Annotated in this window: 15 protein-coding genes, 1 tRNA gene and 1 pseudogene; 10 read left to right on the top strand and 7 right to left on the bottom strand. The window is 45.3% G+C overall.

What is annotated here, in order from left to right; genetic code table 11:
• Positions 1 to 71 precede the first annotated feature (71 nt).
• Both ptsP and glgP read right to left on the bottom strand, forming a co-directional pair.
• On the bottom strand, positions 72 to 1,823 hold the full coding sequence (ptsP, locus tag GF401_20090) for a phosphoenolpyruvate--protein phosphotransferase (GenBank protein MBD3347364.1): 1,752 nt from the start codon (positions 1,821 to 1,823) through the stop codon (positions 72 to 74).
• The gene (gene glgP, locus GF401_20095) at positions 1,820 to 4,216 is read right to left on the bottom strand and encodes a glycogen/starch/alpha-glucan family phosphorylase (protein MBD3347365.1); all 2,397 of its coding nucleotides are present in this window, start codon (positions 4,214 to 4,216) and stop codon (positions 1,820 to 1,822) included. Before glgP ends, ptsP begins: the two co-directional genes overlap by 4 nt.
• 414 nt (positions 4,217 to 4,630) lie before the next feature.
• Here glgP and GF401_20100 point away from each other — a divergent pair.
• The 3 genes from GF401_20100 to GF401_20110 all read left to right on the top strand — a co-directional run bounded on the left by GF401_20100 (position 4,631) and on the right by GF401_20110 (position 5,739).
• A tRNA-Ser gene (locus GF401_20100) sits at positions 4,631 to 4,720 on the top strand.
• 188 nt (positions 4,721 to 4,908) lie between these two features.
• Positions 4,909 to 5,265: a hypothetical protein gene (locus GF401_20105; protein ID MBD3347366.1), complete on the top strand. Its 357-nt coding sequence runs from the start codon at positions 4,909 to 4,911 to the stop codon at positions 5,263 to 5,265.
• 12 nt (positions 5,266 to 5,277) lie between these two features.
• Positions 5,278 to 5,739: a hypothetical protein gene (locus GF401_20110; protein ID MBD3347367.1), complete on the top strand. Its 462-nt coding sequence runs from the start codon at positions 5,278 to 5,280 to the stop codon at positions 5,737 to 5,739.
• A gap of 55 nt (positions 5,740 to 5,794) precedes the next feature.
• Here the strand turns inward: GF401_20110 and tssM are convergent, their stop codons facing one another.
• The 3 genes from tssM to tssK are packed head-to-tail and all read right to left on the bottom strand — an operon-like array spanning position 5,795 to position 11,531.
• Entirely contained in the window at positions 5,795 to 9,409 is a 3,615-nt protein-coding gene (gene tssM, locus GF401_20115) for a type VI secretion system membrane subunit TssM (protein MBD3347368.1), read from the bottom strand.
• Between the two features lie 10 nt (positions 9,410 to 9,419).
• Positions 9,420 to 10,163 (bottom strand): hypothetical protein, encoded by a 744-nt coding sequence (locus GF401_20120; protein MBD3347369.1) that lies wholly within the window; start codon positions 10,161 to 10,163, stop codon positions 9,420 to 9,422.
• A gap of 15 nt (positions 10,164 to 10,178) precedes the next feature.
• Positions 10,179 to 11,531, bottom strand: a complete 1,353-nt coding sequence (tssK, locus tag GF401_20125; protein MBD3347370.1) for a type VI secretion system baseplate subunit TssK — start codon at positions 11,529 to 11,531, stop codon at positions 10,179 to 10,181.
• 121 nt (positions 11,532 to 11,652) lie between these two features.
• Between tssK and GF401_20130 the strand changes: the two genes are divergently transcribed.
• The 5 genes from GF401_20130 to GF401_20150 all read left to right on the top strand — a co-directional run bounded on the left by GF401_20130 (position 11,653) and on the right by GF401_20150 (position 17,594).
• A complete protein-coding gene (locus GF401_20130) occupies positions 11,653 to 12,399 on the top strand; it encodes a PEGA domain-containing protein (GenBank protein MBD3347371.1) in 747 nt (248 codons plus the stop codon).
• 13 nt (positions 12,400 to 12,412) lie between these two features.
• A complete protein-coding gene (locus tag GF401_20135; GenBank protein ID MBD3347372.1) occupies positions 12,413 to 14,380 on the top strand; it encodes a protein kinase in 1,968 nt (655 codons plus the stop codon).
• A gap of 124 nt (positions 14,381 to 14,504) precedes the next feature.
• Positions 14,505 to 15,386, top strand: a complete 882-nt coding sequence (locus GF401_20140) for a hypothetical protein (protein ID MBD3347373.1) — start codon at positions 14,505 to 14,507, stop codon at positions 15,384 to 15,386.
• A gap of 27 nt (positions 15,387 to 15,413) precedes the next feature.
• Positions 15,414 to 16,211 (top strand): hypothetical protein, encoded by a 798-nt coding sequence (locus GF401_20145; protein MBD3347374.1) that lies wholly within the window; start codon positions 15,414 to 15,416, stop codon positions 16,209 to 16,211.
• A gap of 93 nt (positions 16,212 to 16,304) precedes the next feature.
• Positions 16,305 to 17,594 carry a histidine--tRNA ligase gene (locus tag GF401_20150; protein ID MBD3347375.1) on the top strand — a complete coding sequence of 430 codons (1,290 nt, stop codon included), beginning with the start codon at positions 16,305 to 16,307 and terminating at the stop codon, positions 17,592 to 17,594.
• A gap of 20 nt (positions 17,595 to 17,614) precedes the next feature.
• On the opposite strand, the gene GF401_20155 is transcribed toward GF401_20150, so the two are convergent.
• Positions 17,615 to 19,030 (bottom strand): hypothetical protein, encoded by a 1,416-nt coding sequence (locus tag GF401_20155; protein MBD3347376.1) that lies wholly within the window; start codon positions 19,028 to 19,030, stop codon positions 17,615 to 17,617.
• Positions 18,972 to 19,496 (bottom strand): L,D-transpeptidase family protein, encoded by a 525-nt coding sequence (locus GF401_20160; GenBank protein ID MBD3347377.1) that lies wholly within the window; start codon positions 19,494 to 19,496, stop codon positions 18,972 to 18,974. Before GF401_20160 ends, GF401_20155 begins: the two co-directional genes overlap by 59 nt.
• A 171-nt stretch (positions 19,497 to 19,667) precedes the next feature.
• Between GF401_20160 and GF401_20165 the strand changes: the two genes are divergently transcribed.
• Together GF401_20165 and GF401_20170 are read left to right on the top strand one after the other, a co-directional pair.
• Entirely contained in the window at positions 19,668 to 20,339 is a 672-nt protein-coding gene (locus GF401_20165) for a TIGR00730 family Rossman fold protein (protein ID MBD3347378.1), read from the top strand.
• A 211-nt stretch (positions 20,340 to 20,550) separates the two neighbouring features.
• Positions 20,551 to 20,751 (top strand): annotated as a pseudogene (locus tag GF401_20170) (hypothetical protein).
• The last annotated feature ends 26 nt before the right edge of the window (positions 20,752 to 20,777 follow it).

The following is a 20,777-nucleotide window of genomic DNA, read 5'->3' on the forward strand; positions in this document are numbered from 1 at the left end:
AGGCGGTGAAAGCCCAGTACAAGTCGCTCCAGCAACTCTAACCTCAGCCTCAAACGTAACCTTTTCTTATTCTACACATCCGCAGTAAGCGGCAGATTCTGGAGAACCGGTCCGAGCATCCGCATATTAAGGCTTTTGAGCCATTGAGCCATTTCGGCAGTCGAGGTAATTGAGTCGGCGTGGGAAACACTCTCCGAGGCTTCGGCATAACTTACCCTCGAAATGAGTTCTTTCAAAATAGGGATATTTCGGGGAATGACACTGAACCGGCGTAATCCAAGCCCGAGCAGCAGAATCGTATGAAAAGGATTACCCGCCATTTCTCCGCATATCGAGAGCGGTTTACCGTGACGGTTGGCGGTTTGAATCGCAGTCTCGATTATCTTTAAAAATGCGGGCTCGATCGGATCGTACAGGTAGTTAACCTTTGCATTATTTCGATCCGCTGCACTGAGGTACTGAATAAGGTCGTTGGTACCGATTGATGCAAAGTCGATCTCTTTCATGAAATTATCCATTTCAAGAATTGCCAGGGGGACCTCGAACAGTACCCCAACCGGGGGTATCTTTATCCCAATGCGCCTGGCAACATCACCGATAAACTGACGGACCTTGATCCACTCGGTAAGGGTGGTAACCATGGGCACCATTATCGAATAATTGGCTTTCTTTCCGGCTTGCATAATTGCTGAGAGCTGGGTTTGGAAGATGTCTTTCCGTTCAAGAAATATCCTTACCGCGCGCCATCCCATAAAAGGATTATACTCGGCAGGCATGTCGAAAAACTCCGGCACCTTGTCTCCGCCGATATCCATAAGACGGATAACGCAGGGCTTCTTCCCCATTTTCTCGAAAATGGACTCATAATATTTGCGCTGTGTCTCCTCGGGGGGGAAACTTTTTCGATTAGTAAGCAGATATTCGGTTCTCACCAGTCCGACCCCATCGGCTCCGTGCTCCTCGGCAAAAGTGACATCTTCAGGGAGCGAAACGTTTGCCAGAACCTCAATAGGAATACCATCCCGGGTATACACCGGTCTGTTCCACTTGGCCTTGAGCTTCTCGTATTCCTTATCCAGGACCTTAAGTTGCGTAAATTTTTCGATTATTGAGGCTGTGGGTCTTACAACAACCTGGGCTTTCGCTGCATCGACATATACCATGTCTCCGGGATGGATATACTCGTTGATATTACGGATACCGGAGACAACCGGAATAGCGTATGAACGGGCAATAATTGCTGCATGCGATGTTTTACCACCGCTTGCACTGACCACCGCCTGAATTTTCGACTTATCATAAGAGAGAATGTCGGTAGGCGTAAACATACGGGATACGATCAACACGACCGGTTCAATAAATGTTTTGGCCCGTCCGTCTTCATGGTGAATATATGATACGAGTCGTTCACAAATTTCGACCATGTCCGAGCTTCGTTCCCTGAAATAAGAGGTTCCTGCAGAGCTGAACCGCTTAATAAAATCGCTCGAAACGAGCCGGATTGAAGTTTCGAGGTCATAGAGCTTGGTGGTGATCGTTTCGACGACCTGCCCGATAAAAGCGGGGTCATCGAGAATATGCTCATAAATGGTTAAAAGGGATGAATCAAGAGCCTGCATCGAATCGGGCGCGGATGCCAGTCGGTGATAATCGTTTTTGGCTTTCTCTCGTATTTCGTTGAACCGCATTATCTGATCACCCACATCCTGCCGGGATATGGATACCGTGGTAGTCTGTGTTAATGCCCGGCCGACAAAAAATGCTTTCCCCAAGCCTTTTCCCGGAACAACACTGATACCGTTCAGCTTTTTCAGTCTTTTCATGGGAGAGCTACTTTCCAGATATTATTCTCGTATTCGCTGATTGTACGGTCTGAAGAAAACCATCCGGATCGTGCTATGTTGAGAAGACATTTCTGCAGCCAATCCAATCGTTTTTTATAGAGAAGATCGATTTTGTGCTGTTTTTCGGTATAATCATCGTAATCATAGAGTATATACTGATCATCAATATCCCGCAATGATGACAAGAGGGGATAAATCGACGGTCCGTCGGGAATAGCGGACAGCGTGCTTTCAATAAAGTTAATAATTTCCTTGAGTTCGGCATTATGCTCGAGAATTTCGGAAGGATAATAATTTTCTTTTTGAGGATATTCGCTTTTCTTTTTTCCGAAAGTAAGGATACTCTCATTTCCCAGTCGTTCTGAAAGTTCAATATTGGCGCCGCTCCAGCTTGCAAGAATGACCGCCCCGTTCAAAGCGAACTTCATATTACTTGTTCCGGATGCTTCGATAAGGGGAATAGAAAGCTGTTCGGCGATATCCGCTGCAGGTATCATATGTTCGGCCCAGGTAATACCATAATCGGGAATAAACACCACCCGGAGGTTGTTCTCCATTTGAGGATCATTATTGATGATATCTGCAAAGATATTGATAAGGTGGACCATCTGTTTGGCAAGGTGATCGGAGGGTGCCGCCTTTCCTGCAAAAATGTGGACCCTGTTCTGAACGCTCTCTTCACCGTTTTTTATACGAAGATAACGCGAGACAACATTGAGAAAATGGAGCAACTGCCTTTTGGGCAAATGGATGCGGGTGCACTGCACATCAAAGAGCGCATTTGGATTTATCGTAATGTCGAGGGTCTGCTTTACAACAGATGCCAGATTCTTTTTTGCCGAATGCTTGATATCGTCGAGCATGAAAAGAAAATCATTTTTGTTTTTATACAATTCCAGTTTTCTAAGCTGGGAAGAATCGGTAATCCACCCGTCGCCGATGGTTTCGGTAATCAGACCGGCAAGGGGCCGGTTTGCACTCAACAGCCACCGCCGGTGCGCTACTCCATTAGTTATTGAAACAAATTTGTTTGGAGTCGAGTTGAAAAACTTGGGATAAATATCCGACTTGAGCATATCAGTCTGAATTTTTGAAACGCCATTGACCGCAAAAGAACCGATGACTGCAAGATGGGACATACGAATGCGCTTCACTTCACCTTCTTCGATGAGTGAAAGGTCGGAAATCACACTCTTGCCTTTATCGGTTTTTGAGATCCGCTCGAGGTGACGGGCGTTGATTTCGTTGATAATTTCCATATGGCGAGGGAAAATCTGCGTCATCATGTAAACCGGCCAGGCTTCCAGATCATCCTTTCCCACAGCGTGACTTGTGTAGGCAAAGACATTCTCCACAATAGACCAGGCTCTCTCCCAGGTCAATTGCTCGATATCCAGAAGCATCCGCATCAGCTCGGGGATTGCCAGTGCACACCGGGTGCCGTTGAGTTGGATAACGACTTTCTTATCAAGATCGGTAATATCTTTGTTATGCACTTTAAATCGACGAACGATATCTTTTAATGATGCGCTTACCAGGAAAAATTGCTGCTTCAGACGCTGTTCGGTAGCCCGAAGCACATCTTCCTCGGGAAACAGGATATTGGTAAGGGTTCCCGTACCCGCCATCTCTTCACAGGCACGGATATAATCGCCATGATGCTGATAATCGGGCTTAAAGACTTCCGCTGATCTGGCCGACCAGAGGCGAAGCGTATTGACTGTTGAGTTCTTATAACCGGGAATCGGAATATCATAGGGAATTGCAATCGCTTTTTCGGTGTTGATCCATTCCCTCCATGTTTTACCTTTCGCAGGTGCATGCGATTCTCCCAGGAATTCGACCTCACAGGAATATTGTGGACGGATTATTTCCCACGGATGGCCTTTATGTAACCAATCGTAGGGTTCCTCGATCTGTTGGCCGTTGGATATTTCCTGACGGTACAGCCCGAAATCGTATCGCAGACCATATCCTATTGCAGGAAGCGCAGCTGAAGCCATAGAATCGATAAAACAGGCGGCAAGCCTTCCTTTACCTCCATTACCCAGTTCAAAATCATCCTCTTTCTCGACAAGTTCTTCAAGGGAAAATCCCAGATCAACCCCGACATCGATTACACTCTTCTCAATACCCATATTAACAATATTCTGACGAAGGCTTTTACCGAGAATGTATTCCATGGAAAGATAATACACCCGTCGTACATTGTTTTCATGGTACATTTTTTGGGTAACTATCCAATTATCAACCATCTGGCTTCGAACAGCATACGAAAGAGCCAGATACTTGTCATAGCTGGTTGCAGTTGCATAATCTTTTGCAAGAAAATAACGAAGGTAGCGGTAATAAAAATCTTTTAACGTCGACATCGGGCTTTTGCTCTACGTCCTTCCCTTATTACAAAACCAGGAAATTGAATTTCCGGAAATATTTTGGCCTGCGGCGGCGTGTACGGATACTAACAATTTGAAAATAAATATTATACGAAGGAAGATGGTTAAAATATTGTGTTTAGTATTATCCCTTCAGGAATAATTTATACAAAAATAATATAATTAAGAAATAATAATTTCATTAAAAAACTGTGAGTTGAAAATAATTCTTACTATGCACAAAGAGACCATTGCGATTTTCTGATGGTGACATTTATATTTAACTTTCTGTTACTGGCCAAAATAAAAAGACGACAGCCATCGAAATATATTAAATATCGAATCAGGTTTTTTATTATTAAGGCCAAAAAATCAGGAATAAGTGCTAAGTCTTTGTCATACAACAATTCAGGAGGGGTGGCCGAGCGGCTTAAGGCAACGGTTTGCTAAACCGTCGTAGGGGCAACTCTACCGGAGGTTCAAATCCTCTCCCCTCCGCCATTTTGTGATCTGCACCCCTGTCGATGAGACCCGTGCACAGTTCTTAAGGCGATATACATTGTGGATAATAAATCATCTCCTTCAGAATAACGGCAATGTCATTTCCGTTATTCTCTATTGTCACAATGTATAATTAAATAGATGAAAGAACTATACTCTGCTCCCCTGCCATAAAACTGGAGAGAAGAATGGCTATCGAAAAGAACGAAAATAAACATTACCATACTTATTCTATTAAAGAAGATTTAACGCTCAATTCGGATATTAATGATTTATACCCGATGGTTCATGAGTCGCTGGAAAAAGGCACCCGGACTGTAGCGTTACATTTTACAAAAAACTCATACCTGAGCACGCGGACGATTACCGTGCTGGTCAATTGTTTTGAAGATGTTAAAGACCATGAGGCAACTCTGGTAATTATAGATCCTAATACCGACATACTCGATGTCCTTGGCATGATAGATCTGGATAAAGCCGTTAAATTTTATCCATCTGAGGAAAAACTCAGAGAAAAGACGATGTCCATGGGCTCGATATCATAAACATATTTTTACATGTCAATACGTCTTCGCCAATATCTCGTTGATGCCTATATCGGTCATACCGGTTATTTGCAGCAGAAAACCACCAAAGATCTTGCCATTCAAGTCGATGATCAGGATGATAATGATATTCTCGCCGATTTCTGCAACATTTTTGTTTCGGTCGGTAAAAACAATTCCTTTGAAATCGAAATTTCGGGTAATTTCCCAATTGCCCGTGAAATAGCCGATTTTGCAGAAATTTATGATGGACACGCTGATCTTGCCCTGCGGCGGGTAATTCTTCGGTTAAACACCAATAAAACCGAGGCGATAAAGGATCTTGCGACAAAAATCCGCAAAACTGCTCACAACGGCTACTCGGTTAATAATCCTAACTGGGAGAAAATTTCCGCCCGAACAATAAGTTCACTTCACCGGTTCGCCCGGGTAATCGAAGAGTACAAGAAGAGTCGCAGCGCTGGCCTCGATTGAACTGGGAGGCTGGTTGCTCCTGACCGTTCTCTCCGGTCCTTTTCGCCAACCCTGCTCAACGGAGCGCTGTATCGGTTTTTTCCGGCTCGACAATCAGTACGGTAGGACATTCAAAATGCTCGAAAAGATCATCGGCAAAGGGATGATCCGAGCCACTGGCTTGAAACCGGTAATTCTGCTGGACCATATACATATTCTGCACATTGATTTGCCATTTTACCGCCAGCGTCGAGCTGTTGATTTTATTCACCCGTGCAGCATCGATAAGCTTCATAAGGCCCCAGGCTCCACCGAATGAAAGATCTTGCGTAAAGTCATCCCCGATCTTTACCCGGAGTTGCGCACTCTGGGTACCACCAGGGGTGGGCCAGGAAATCCTGATCGTTTCACCGCCGGATGGCATATCGAAACTTTGACCACTCACCACAATCTGAGCGGGATGTTTGTTGGTTGAAAGCGGAGAAACTGTCAACATGATAGTCCTCAATGTACCATCGTTTTTAAAATACACATCACGAATCCGTTCTGCCGCCGAAAGACTCTGAGCGAGCTGAGGATTGAAATTCAAATTCAGACTTCCCAGCGACCGGACCATCCATCCCGATGAGGTTTTAATAATGTAAGATGAAATCGTTCTGTCGTAAAATCCCCAGAATGTTCCTGTCGAGGGGCGGAAAAAGTCCATAACTTCGTCGAATGAAGCATCCTCCCCCCTCTTATTAAAGGGATACCGGCCTGCAAGCCGGTTAGTAAAAGGCCTGACAATTTCCGATTGCCACTGCTTGTTAAGCGCGCGAGTCAGAACATCCGATGCCGAAATACCGGTATATTCGATGGGAGTGATAAGAATACCCGTGAGTGATTCGGATAGTTTTTCGGGCATGCTTGCAAGGGCATTCTGAGTATACCGCCAACTTGCAAGAAGCGGATCGTCTTCTTTACCATTAAAAACAACAACGGCTTTATCGACGCCCTGTTCTTCAATAACCTTCAATTTTTCAACCAGGGTAAGAATCTGGTCCCGGTATCCCTGGAATCCACTGAGCGCGCCGCCGGTAGAACGAGTAAAGGTCCGAAAAGGTTCAAAGGCATCATCAAGCATTTCAAAGGGTGACTTGCGGGAAAAGGGTATCGATGATGCCATGCCTTCGGCTTTCTGGGCTTTGCGGGCATACTTCTTCGTTGCTTTTATTTTGCCTGCAGCTTCAAGGACCTTTCCCCCAGCCTCTTCTGCTTTATCGCCGGGCTTGAGAACGGTATACTCAGCCACTGCAGTGAACAGCTTTTCCATTTCGGATCCGGGATTTACAAGCTCCTGCATTATCCGTGCGCATCGCGGGAGGTCACCAAAAGGTTCCATTCGAATCGATGTCAGAAAATCGAACCAGCGGGATTCGTAATCTTCAAGATATGCCGCAACCATATCGCTGCGAAGTTTCTTTTTGTTAAGTGCCGATTCGGGGACTTCATCTTCCGAAAGTCCGATCACCCAGTCGATATTGTATGGATTCTTGCTCGCATCGGTAATCGCATCCTGAACGTATTCTTCCCACCCCCCCTGGGTAAAGAGGCTGCTGATCGTCTTTTCACTCTTAAGAATTCCTTCCGCGCTCCGGTTGAGTATCTCATCCAGCGTCACCTCGGGTATCTCCTGTGAAATCCGGTTGATCACTGTTTCATAAAGACTCTGAGCGCTTGGAAGCCTCCTGAGCCGTCGCCTGGCCTGGGCAACGAGACGCTGGTTTTCCTGAATAAGAGGAAACTCCTGGCGTTTCAGATAAAAAAGGTACCGTCCAATATTATCCTGAAGATTGGTTTCGACAGACTGGGGAAGCCGGGAGCTTTTAAATGCCGCCAGGAGCGACCGCTTGACTGCTTCCTGAAGATGCATACGTAAAAAAATGGTATCGATATCCTTGGGACGATTAGCAACCGCTTCAGAAATTGAAAGATAGGTTTTCAATGATGCATACAATTCGGAATGTTCATCACCGGTCAATTCACCATAGGATTGGGTTCCACCTCTGATGGAATATTCGAGGTAGCGAACCGCAGGAACAACAATCAGTTTCTGTGCGCGTTTAAAATAGGCCGTTTTCAGCTCATCAAGCATGGCCTCCCCTTTATAGTATCCAAACCGGAGAATAAAGGGCGGATTAGTGTCTTCATATTTTTGGAGCCGGGCGATATTACTCGCTATAATACCCATTTCTTCATAACGGTCGGGAAGTGAGCTTTTTGCACTCTCGAGCTTTGCAATATCCGACGAGATTTCGTTGAGCATTTTTGATGAATTTGAGCGGGCGATTGCAAAGAGGATGCCCACAACAAGCGTTGCTGCAACAATCCCTCCCATCACTGCATAGTGACGGATCAATTCCTTGCGGGACCGGATATGGGTGGTCTTCACCAGCGTACGGTCGTGGACCATAATCTTCCGGAACAGAGGAAGAACAAAGGAAGATGCCACCCGGGGAGCGGAGGATTTGGAAGAACCGGTTTCAGGCTTGAACATTCGTTTGGGATTGAGCGGATGACTTGCAATGGTCATTCCCACATCCGCTTCGCTGAACGAGGGGCTATCCTGCTCCGACTGAACAGTCCGGCAACTGGTGAAATAAAAACCTCTGAACAAAGGACGCCCCACATAGCTGCTTGGTTTGAACAGCTCGGTGACCAGCGCACCCAGTTTATCTCTCATTCCTTCAAAATGAATCACAAAGCGACATATCATCCGTTTGCGGGCGCCGTCCTTTTCTTTGGAAAGCCGGTATAGACGTAAGTCGGTAAGTGATTTACATAACAGATTGAATTCTTCGGCAAAAGCAAAACGAGGCATCTGTTTCTGCTTTTCCACCGAAAAGGTAGCACCAAATACCTGATTTTCACTTCTCTCGAGTATATCTCTGAAATATTCATTAAAACCCGGGATCTGATCTGCATAGTTAAAAAGAAGATAGACCGGAAATTCGATACCCCACAATTCAATAAGTTCGTCGATACGTCGGCGTAACTGCTTGGCAAGATCTCTTATCCCGGCATCATCATCGGTAGTGAGCACTTTATGAGCATTGACCACCAGCGCAACACCATCAACGGGCCGTTCGCTCCGAACTTTTGCCAGGGAAGCGGCAAGGGCCTGCCACTCATCTTTCCGCTCATCATCCATAACAGCACCCGGTGTATCAATCCACACTGCTTCATTGGCAAAACGCCATGAATTATGATCTCCCCCCTCAAGAACAAGACCATCAGCCTCAGAAGGATAGGATACCGGGAAATGGAGTCCGGAACCATTGAGAAGCGATGTTTTTCCGGTTCCTTTCAGTCCGCACAATAAGAACCATGGGCGTTCATACAATGTCGAGCGTTTCAACCAGCCCCGTGAGGTTGCGGTTTTCAAGTAGCGATGAACCGCCTCATCGGCTTCCCTGCTGAGTCGCTGGAACAAAATCCGGTTCCCTGAAAATCGGTGTTTTTTCTTACGCTTCTTCATCACCTTCGTAACGGCAATTGCAATCCAGATGCCGTCGCCGATTAATAAGGGAAGCGCAATCACCCATCGGAGCCACGCAATTTTGGCAAAGGGACCACCGAGGAAAAGAGGAACAAGGGCGCCAATAAAAAGGATCGACCAGACAATAATGAGCCAGACAGGTATTTTTTTCATGACGCCTCTATCACATGGTTATGTGTCGAATATTTTCTACGATTTTTCCAACTTGAGAAGTGTTATTTACAAAAAGTAATCCGTACCAGAACCCGAGGGCCACGACACAGATAATTCCGACCAGCCACAGAGGCGCGGTGATTTTCCGGCCGTGTTTCTTGATAAGATTTGCCTTAGGGAAAGCGTGGGGAGAAAGATCCGAAGAAACCCGCAGCCCGGTTTTACGGAGGCGAGTCCCGAGTTCTTCCATGACTTCAAGTCTCCCCTGTGCATTTGTTAATTTATATTTACCTTCAAACCCCAGAGAAAGACAGAGATAATAAATCTCGAGTATCTCTCTGTTTTTTTCAAAAGCGAGCATCAGTTTCTCGAGCTTGCGGTAAAATTCTTCACCCGCAATATTATGGCCGAAATAATCCAGTTGAAGAGGCCGGGAGAGCCAGAAATCCCTGCAGGGCCCGGGTATGCTCAACACGGTTTCATCAATGAGCCCGACCAGTGCATATTGAGCATCCTCCACCTGTTCTTCGGGTATCGAAATTGTTGCACAATTCTTTTTGAAAAGAGTGAGATAATATCTGATAAGTTTTTTCAACGGCTCGGGTTCACCCAGATCCTCAGCTTCACGCATTCGAATGACAATAAGGAAAAGATCGGTACAAAGGCCCGAAACATTTTTTGGAGCCCCGATAGTCTTCGAAAGATCGAGGTTCATGGTCTGGGAGGCAAAGGTATCGACAAAAGAACCTTTCATAACCGTTATCCTTTCTTACTGCTTCAGGGCCACTATTTCCATTTGTAAATCGGTAAAAGTGTGAGGAAAATAAAATCCGATTGCCCCCACCGCCCGTATTTGATGCCACAGCTCCGACTGCTGATCGAAGGTAAAATACAGGAATCCCGGCTTGGTCGGAAGTTTCTCGGGCAGGTGCGATGTATGCATGAGCTGAACCCCGGGCATTGCAGAAGAGATAAGTATATCGAGCTTATCGGGAGAAGAAATTTTTATTGTTTGGAGCACGTTAACGATCAATTCCTTCTCCGGTGCGTTGGCACTGAAACCGAAATAGAATTTTGCCGTACTGAGAAGCTTGGGATCGGGGCCCTGGGCAACATAGGTCGACGGCTTAATCTGTTGAATCGGAAAGGGTACGGATCCTGCCGAAATATCGGCACCCAATACCGCCCGCATAATCTCTGCAAATCGTTCGAATGTGGCGGTCAGGTTTTGATGGTCGTAGCGGGGAAGATTGTTTATCGCAACCTGTGATGAAAAGGTACAGAGAGCACCGGCGAACTGGGTCAACAATGCAAAAAGATCGTAGGGATGAATTCTGGGCGCCATATGACTATGATTAAGAAGGGGGGTAAATGTATTCAGGGTCTGGAGGAGACGAAAAGCAGTTTCTTCTTTGCTGCCGAACTCGGCAAATCCGCCTTCGATCTGCCTTCTCCCCTGGGAAAGCGATGATATTTTTGCAAGCAGGAGTTCCAGAAGACCTCTGATCAATTCCATAAGATAAGAGGAACCGCTGATATGGAGAAGGGGTGGAATATACTTGTCTTTCAAGACAATCCTTCCTTCAGGATTCCTTACTAATTTTCCGATGGGAATCACCGAATAATTATCCTGCGATTCATCACCAAAAAGGGTGACAAAGTTATAATCGCCGAGATCAATCTCTTTTTTTTGCCCCCCAAACACTTCATCGGTTATGGCATGGGCTTTGGAACGATAGCGTACCGTGGCCTGTGTTTCTCCACCCACGAGCCCGACATTATCTTTGCCTTCAATTGCAACGGGCAATGCCAGAAAAACATCGAGCGACTGCAATTCGTGTGAAAAATGCTCCGAAAAGGATCGCGGAGCCGAAAGGTGCATTTTTTTCGGCATATCAAAAGAAGTGCCGTCGGGAAGGACCCCCGAACATCGGGTAAGTGTAAAGAGGTTATTCGCCAGTGCATCCTTGTCGATCGCAATCTCCGTAAGTCCATAATAATGGCTGAAATAGAGCTGAAGTCTGGTATTGGATTGGTCGAATATATGACGCTCGGCCTGCTGAAAATGCTGCGGTTGCAAATACATGCCTTCTTTCCATATTACTTTATTGCCACCCAGCACAGTATACCTCCCCTGGTTTTAATTAACTATATTATTATCTTTATACTATTTTACTGGATTACTTCCAAAGCTATAAATATACACGTTTATTACTGCGTGAGAAAATAAAAAAGGAGCAATTATGAATTTTGTAGTCAGACCCTTGATCTGGTTGCCGATAGTATCTCTTTTTTTTGCAGCCTTTTCGGTGGGTGCTGAAGAAGGAACTCTGACGGTAAGGACCCAGCCTGAGGGTGTTGAAGTCTGGCTTGATGACAATTTTATCGGTGATTCTCCGATTCTGGAGAAAAAACTCAAGCCCGGACGGTACACCCTGAAAATAATCGATCCTGTGCAGCACACCAGCCTCGTTGAAGAAGTCTTTATACAATCGGGTGAAGCAACGATTATCGAAAAGACGGTCAAAGGAAAATTCGGCTCCCTTCGTATTACCTCCGATCCCGAAGGCGCCAATGTACATCTTACAACTACCCTTGGAAAGACCCCTCTGGCCAACGATTTCATGAACCCGGGTAAATACCGGTTGGAAATCGAGCATCCGAGCAAGCGGTTCAAGACCGAAACACAGGATATTGTTATCCACCGAGGGAAAACTGTAACTCTTAACAAATCACTGGAACGCCATAGTGTATTCGATACGAAAGCATTGGTACGCCTGGGTCTTGGCGCCGGAGCAATTGTGTCCTATATGTGGGCAATCATCGAACAGGGCAATGTCGGGCGAAATGAAATCAAAGAAGAAAATGCTGATATTGAAGATATGGCAAATTATGAAGATTTACGAAAAAAAGCAGCCACAAAGCGTACTGTTGGAATTATTTTAGGTTCAGCTTGTGTGATAGGGTTTGAAATTGTCGCGTTTTTTTAATAAATTATAAAGTATGAATTCCAATCAAAATAATGATGATATCGAAAAGACCTTTATTGAAGGGTCCGATGTCGAAAAACCTGCCGGGCAAACAGGCCTCCATTCGCTCAAAGCGGGTACCAAGATCAATGTTAATTCCGAACAGATAACCGCTGCATATTCCCAAACGCAGATCGGCGCCAATGCCATTCTTCCCGAAGAAGAAGATGGTGTTCCCCTTGGTTCCGGTAAAATTGTGGGTGTCCTCGGCACTGGCGGCATGGCAAAGGTATATAAAATATGGAATGAGAAGCTCGAAGTATTCCGTGCGGCAAAAATTCTCCTTCCCAATCAGCAGGGCGACCTGATGAACCGGTTTGAGACCGAAGCAAAAATCACCGCAAAACTTCACCATCCTAATATCGTCGAAATCTATAATGTCGGCGAATGGAATAATCTCCCCTTCCTTGAAATGGAGCTTATCGACGGTGATTCACTGGAACAGCTTATCAACAAGGAAGGGAAAATTCCCGAGACCGTATGCAGTGCAATCGCAATTTTTATCGCCCGCGCCCTCACCTATGCCCATGGCCAGGAATTCCTTCTTTACGGCAAGAATTATAATGGAGTTATCCATCGTGACCTGAAGCCGGCCAACATAATGATCGATAAAAACGGCACGGTCAAATTAATGGACTTCGGTATTGCCCGTCCAACAGAAACCAGCTTTCATACTGTGGAGGGCGGTATTGTCGGCACCTTGCAGTATCTGGCGCCCGAACAGATCGACGGCGAGGGAATCGATCACGGCGCCGACGTTTATGCACTTGGGGCAATCCTTTATGAGATGCTGACAGGAACGAAAACATTCCCGCAAAAAACAATCACTAATCTCATGCAGAAAAAGGCCACCAACGAATATCGCAAATTCGATGATTTCGAATTCCGGGTAAATACCCAATTGTGCAAAATTGCACAGAAATGCCTCAGTGTATCAAAAAAAGATCGCTATGAGAGCGCCAAAGCCCTTCTGCAGGCGCTGGAGGCTGCCCACAAAACGCTGACCTCCGAAACTCCCGAAGAAATCATTATTCACTACCTTAAGGACCCCGATAGCCTCAAGACATCAGCCAAAGTCAACTTTTTTCGTTTTGTTAAACCCAAAATTTTGATTCCTGTTGGATTGGCGACGGTCCTTACAGCGTTAGTAATTGTGTTTATCCAAACGGGTCCGAAATTAGCAAAAAAAATGCCTGAATCGGAAGTGAACCAGAACACCAAAGCTCTTTCAGCGCAACAGGCTGCGGCAAAGACACCGGAGGCCCCCTTTGATCAGGAATTAAAACCGCTGGCACCGCAGAACAAACTTTCCGAAAAAGGACCTTCTGAAAAGGAGAAAAATGTAACAAAATCGCCACCGCCAAAATCTCAGTCCGTAAAGCCCATCCCCCGACGCAGACGGCGGCCCGTTCAAAAGAAACTGTCTCCTCGCGAAGAACTTAAGAAAAAGTATGATTCCGACGATCTGTTTACTATTGCCAAAAGAGCACTTGGTAAAAACAACTCTTCCGATGCCATTCTTGCCCTGGAAAATATGCCGGGAGATTCCAAAGAAAAGAGTATTTTCCTCCTCGAAGCATATGTTCAGGCGGGAAAAACAAAAGATGCGCTCTATATAGTCAACAGCCGGAAAATTAATGACGGGCAGTATGAGTTTCTTGCCGGCAAAACATATTATATGATTAATAACAATGCTCAGGCATTGAATCATTTTGATGATGCTCTTCTCAAGCCCTGTGCAACACGAAACCGTAATGGTGTTCGCAATGATGCGCTCTATTATACGGCGCTTATTCGATCCAGACTTTATTCTGCTCGTCCATCCAGCGATAACCGAGGCCATGCACTTCAGGCTTGGCTGGTGGTAAAAAACTGTTATCGAAATAATACCAGCCACATCCGGTACAAAAAGGCGGTTGAACAGTTGGCGTCAATAAAGTAAGCTGGTGCTCCAAAACCAAAAAGCATTTGTAAAATTTGAGTTTTAAAAATTATGCTATTTATATTTACTGCCTATTTCTGATATATTTTAAGGTGTAGACATCGTAAGGGAGTGTAACTCGATCATGAAAAACTTTTTATTTGTCGTTTCAATACTGCTGTTTCCAGCGATTTTGCAGGCCCAGTCCTCACTCCAGGGTGAAATTACGGCAAAGACAATTACTGCTGCAGGAAACCCTTATATTATTGAAAAGGATCTTATTATCCCTGTGGGCAAAGAAGTGTTCATAGAGGCTGGTTGTGTGTTTTTATTCAATCCCTTTACCGGTATTCAAGTCAAAGGAAAACTGGTTGTTGAAGGTGAACCGGATAATCCGGTCGTGTTTACGTCAATAAACGATAATGATTTTAACCCCGACAGCCCTCAATTGGCGAACCCCTTCGACTGGAACGGGATTTTAGTGGGAAGAGAATCGGAAGGTGCATTTATGAAGCACTTCAAGCTTCGCTATTCGGTATACGGAATCAAAGGCCAAACACCCAGTATCATGATTCAAAACGGTAAACTGCGTCAGAACGGCCAGTTTCATTTTACCATCAACGACAAAATCCAGTATGTTCAGGATGGTATTCCTTTCTCATACGGCGTCGATAAATTCGATGATGACGATATCACCGGGTGGGGGCGTGGTACGAAAGATACTCCTCCAAAAGGAAAAGAGCGAGGCCGCAGCGGAAGAGAATCCAAACAGAAGAAAATTTTCCGCTTTGCTACTCTGGGAGTCGGCATTGCCGGACTTGGCGCAAGTGCAGTATATGGTGTTCTTGCATACAAAAGCAATAAGGAATGGTTTGAAATGGAAGATCTGGATCCTCAGAAAACTAAAGATTCAGATGCATTCGATAAAAAAGGGGAAGAGCGTAACAGGCGCATAATAGGCTCGGTGCTTTCAGGCACTGTCGGCCTTCTTGGCATGACCGGATTCACCCTGACCTTTGTTTTTTGATACCTTATTGCAACAATGCTTTTTTGAATGGAAATCAAGCAGCTTACTCTCGATTTATTTACGCCCCCCACATTCCAGGAAATTCTTGACCGGCAAAAGGAAGCTTCCCTTTCGGTTACTGTCAGCAAACGGCTGAAAAAGGGGTGGTATGTCCTTGTCAAACCGCTTTCAGGCCGCAAAAACCTGGTTGTTCCCGGCTATCTTGAAGATGCCCCTGAGGAAATCAAGCATGCCCTTATTGAATGGGCGCTTCTCCCCCGCCCCCGAAAAAAAGAAAAAAAAATCGCGGTCAAAAAAAGAAAAAAAGCACTCGAAAATTCCATCCGGCACTATATTCAGTCATGTGGAGTCTCGACAGTGCTCTCCCGCACCATCGATCCCCAAAAAGCGATATCCCGTACCCGGGGACAACGGCATGATTTACGGGAGATTTTCGACAGTATCAACGCTTCCTGTTTTGATGGGAAAATCGATTCCCTCATCCGGTGGGGAAAATACGGTTCCACACTCTCCTATCAAACGACCGTTCAGGACAAAAAGGGAATCTGTTACAATCTCATATCCATAGGCGGCGCCTACGATCATCCGGCAGTACCTGAATTCGCAATTAAGGCGGTCATACACCATGAGATGCTTCATATCGCTATTCCTCCCTACAGGAAAAATGGACGGCGAGTCATTCATGGTACCGAGTTCAAGAGAGCCGAAAGAGAGTATGAGCATTATGATCATTGGCGAAAATGGGAACGGAATATGATTCACAAACTGTCGCGGGAAATGAAGCGGAAGAAGAGAGATAAACGATCCTCGTTCTTTAACTTTTAACCTTCACCCTTTAGTTTCCAACCTCCGTCTTTCATTCCCTGATTTATTTTAAAACTTTTCACCGGCTCTTCGCTGAATAATAAAGGAAATTGTATGCAAGTACCTTCAGCCCCCAAAGGAACACGGGATTTTTATCCGGAAGAGATGGCTTTTCGGGAACGGATTTTCAACTCCTGGAAAAACACCTGCGAGCGGTATGGTTTCGAGTGCTTTGATGCTCCGCTTTTTGAACAGTTGAGTCTGTATACGCAGAAGAGCGGGGATGAAATCGAAAAACAGCTCTATACCTTTGAGGACAAGGGTGGACGGCTCATGGCACTTCGGCCGGAGATGACTCCTTCCCTCGCCCGGATGGTTGCCTCAAAGGGTACCGAACTTAAACGTCCTGTCAGATGGTATTCCATTCCTCGTCTGTTTCGCTATGAAAAAATGCAGAAAGGACGACTGCGGGAATTTTTTCAGCTCAATATGGATATTCTTGGTATCAAGGAGTGCACTGCCGATGCCGAATTGATTGCCGCATCAGCCGATATTATGCGGGACCTGGGTTTTGCTGCAGACGATTTCAGTATCATGATCTCGAGCCGTGATCTTCTGGAAGAACTTTTTTTGTCCTACGGACTGGAGCAGAAAACACTTCCCGCCCTCTACGCCATCCTTGACAAAAGGCACAAGGTCGCCCCCGATGAATTCGAAGCAGGAATTGCCGATATTATCCCCAACCAGTCGCTGCGCGAAAAAGTTATTACTACCTTCAATGTAAAAAGCCTTGATGACCTGAGGGGAATCAATCCGGATCTCCCCTCACTTCAGGAGCTTGCCAGGCTTTTCGAATATCTCGACAATTACGGCATGAATGATTATGTCCAGTTCGATATCGGCATTGTCAGGGGGTTGGCATATTACACCGGTATCGTATTCGAACTGTTTGACCGGAAACGATCACTGCGGGCCATTGCCGGTGGCGGACGGTACGACAATCTGGTAAAAAATTACGGCGGGCCCGATACCCCGGCTGTGGGATTTGCCGCCGGTGATGTCGTATTGGGCGAATTGTTGAAGCTAAAAGAAAATACATCGGTTGCCTTGCAGCGCTCCCGGGTATTTATTGTTTATGCAGGCAATGAATATCCCGGAAAACCAATTCGAATTGCTCAGCAAATCAGAAGAAACAATGTTTCCTGCGAATACGCTCTCCGGAAAGTCAATATAGGCAAGCAGATGAAACGGGCCAATTCCTGCGGGGCGGAGTTTGCGGTTATTATTGGTGAAGAAGAGGAAACAACGGGCAAAGTGAAACTGAAAAACATGCGTTCGGGCAGCGAGACGGTCATTAACGAGAATCAACTGATCGATGAGTTACACATGAAGCTGAAGAACTAAAACAAGCTTTTCGTATTTATTCATTTCTTTAGCGCAGCAGTAATATCACGGGCAAACAGTTCCAGAGAGGGATCCCGTGCTCCCATGGAAAGTACACAATCGCCTTTTTGAATCCGTTCATCGAGAAACCCGATAGCATCACCCCTGCTTTCCGGAGCATATATCACAAATTCTTTTTCCTTCAGTGCTTGGGCGATATCCCCTGATGAAATATCTTTTGCCACCGTTCCCCCGGCATAATAGATGGGGAGAAGAAGAAGGGTATCGGAACCGCGAAGTGTTTCTGCAAAGGTTGTGATCAGTTCGTTTTTCAAAAACCGGGTTGGTTGAAACCCGTGAGGCTGAAACAGGGCAAAGACCCTGGGTGAGATCGTTTGCGCGGTTTTAATCGCCGCATAGATCTTACTTGGATTATGCGCATAATCGTCAACCACAATAATATCATGTGCGACTTTGTAAAAAGTGAAACGCCTTTTTATTCCCTGATAACGGGAAAGTGCCAGACTGAGTAATCCCGAATCACAACCGTAATGTTTGCATATGCAAAGAGCCGCAAGCGCGTTTAGTGCATTATGATACCCCGGTACCGGCACGGTGTAGTGCGTATTATCAAACTGTATGCCGGAAGACAGGGGGTTGCATGTAATGGATGTGGCGCCGCATGTCGATTTGTTTTCGGTCCCGAAGGTAATGTCGGCAGGAATGGAAGAAAGAATCGGATCATCGGCATTGACCACAACGCTTTTTGATTGTTTGGCAAATGTCACAAACAGTTCGAGCGTTTCACCAACCGCTTTATGGTCTTTGGATATGTTCAGGACGATTCCGCAATCAGGTGAATATTTAACCAGTGTTCCATCGCTTTCATCGGCTTCGATAACCAGAATGTCCGATTCACCGTACCATGCATTTCCTATATACCCTTTTCGCACCAGACTGTTCAGTCCGGCGCCGGTTATCAGGGATGGCGATTTGCCGCAATGGGAAAGCAGTTCAAAAATCATGGCAACAACCGTTGATTTACCGCTGGTACCCGCAACGGCGATTGTTTTCTTTTCGGCTACAATTGCTGCAAGAGCATCGGAACGATGAAAAACGGGAACGGCATGTTTTTTTGCCGCAATGATATCCTTGTTTGAATCTTCGATAGCGGTGGATACGATAACAGCGTCACTTCCTGCAACACCGGAGCCGTCCTGCGGGTAAATTGTACATCCTGCCGATTCCAATCCTTTCTGGATGTCGACTACTTCCCCTTTGCCACAGGATCGATCGGAACCGCTTACTCGGATACCGTACCATGCACAATACTGTGCTATTGCGCTCATTCCTGAGCCCAGGATTCCAACAAAATGCAGTGATGAACAGTGCTTATTGTTAATCGATAATGACAATTGTTCCCTCCCCGACCAGTTCGAACAGATCGATAACATCATCGTTTTTCATATTAATACATCCATGGGAATTCGGTGTGCCGACCAGCTGTTCGTTATTTGTACCGTGGATATAAATATACCGGTCATAGGTATCAATTCCGGGACCGCGATTCACGCCTTCTTCGAGCCCCTCGAGCCAGAGGATGCGGCTCAGAATGCAGTTGTCGTCGGTGAGACTTTCACGCCAGTCTTCCCCCGTATCCTCTCTGCTTCTGAATATACGTCCTTTGGGTGCTCCATGACCGTATTTTTCTTTTATACGATGGATCCCCCTGGGTGTCTGGTTCGAACCGACCCGGTTTCCAACACCATAGCGGGAAGTTGACACATAATACTCCCGAATGATGGTATCACCATCAATTAATCGCATTGTCTGTGAAGGTATATCGACCTTCAGGTACCGTGAAGGAATATTCATTCCAAGTTTTTTGAATTTTTCGATAGTAGTACTCTTTAAAAACGGCATGACTATTTTCCAGACAGGATATTAGATAGTTCGTTTTGAGCGTATGAATATTTATATCCACAAAGACGTATAAAAAATAGTTAAAGATAAATGAGTATTACACTTTTCCCGCATTTAGTGTTAAAATAAAAATGTATTTGTAGAATAACCATCACAAAAAAGGAAGATTTTATGGATAACATTGGAGAAATGGGACCATTGCTTAATGAACCGTGGCGCATATTCAGGATCATGGCCGAATTTGTCGAAGGATTCGAAACACTGTCACGTTCGGGACCCTATATTGCCATGTTTGGCTCGGCTCGAACCAAAGAGGAACATGAGCATTACGCTCTCACCCGTCAAACAGCGAGAAATGCGGCAAAGAACGGATACGGCATTATTACCGGTGGAGGACCGGGTATTATGGAAGCCGCCAACCGGGGGGCGGATGATGAAGGCGGCACTTCAATCGGTTTGAATATCCAGTTACCTTTCGAGCAGACACCGAATCCGTACATAAAAACGACGATCAATTTTCGCTATTTCTTTGTGAGAAAAGTAATGTTTCTCAAATACACTTCTGCCGTAATCGTTCTCCCCGGCGGTTTCGGTACTCTTGACGAAATGTTCGAAACGCTGACACTGGTTCAAACACACAAGATTTCTTATCTTCCCCTGATTCTCATGGGGAAAAAATACTGGAAGGGTCTTTTTGACTGGTTGACCGATTCGATGCTTACCGAAGACTATATCGAACCGGATGATCTTAACCTGGTGCAAATGACCGATGATCCTGATGAGGCGATCGATATCATTAAAAAGTTCTATAAAAAGCGAAACAGTAATGAAAACTTTTTATAACCCTGTATTTTTTTTATATAAATTTTGCAAATTATATTGACATACCTCTTGTTAAAGTTTAATATTATAACTATAGAATTAAATAGCACATGAATAAAACAACTGCCAAAAGTCAATTAATTATGTTCAATACCTTATGTCAAATATGCGCACCACACGACACACGTGTTTCTATAACCAACTTTACCACTAATCTTTAAAAGGAGGTTTTGCGGTGGCAGTTAAAAAGAAAAAGAAGGCCGCAAAAAAGAAAGCGCCGGCTAAAAAGAAAGCGCCGGCTAAAAAGAAAAATGCCGCAGCTAAAAAGAAAGCCCCGGCAAAGAAGAAAGCGCCGGCTAAGAAAAAAGCTCCAGCCAAGAAAAAAGCTCCGGCGAAAAAGAAACCGGCTGCAGCTAAGAAAAAGAAAAAATAGTTGCGGGTTACCGTATTTTTTTAAAA

The sequence above is a fragment of the Chitinivibrionales bacterium genome, from assembly GCA_014728215.1.
Lineage (GTDB): Bacteria > Fibrobacterota > Chitinivibrionia > Chitinivibrionales > WJKA01 > WJKA01.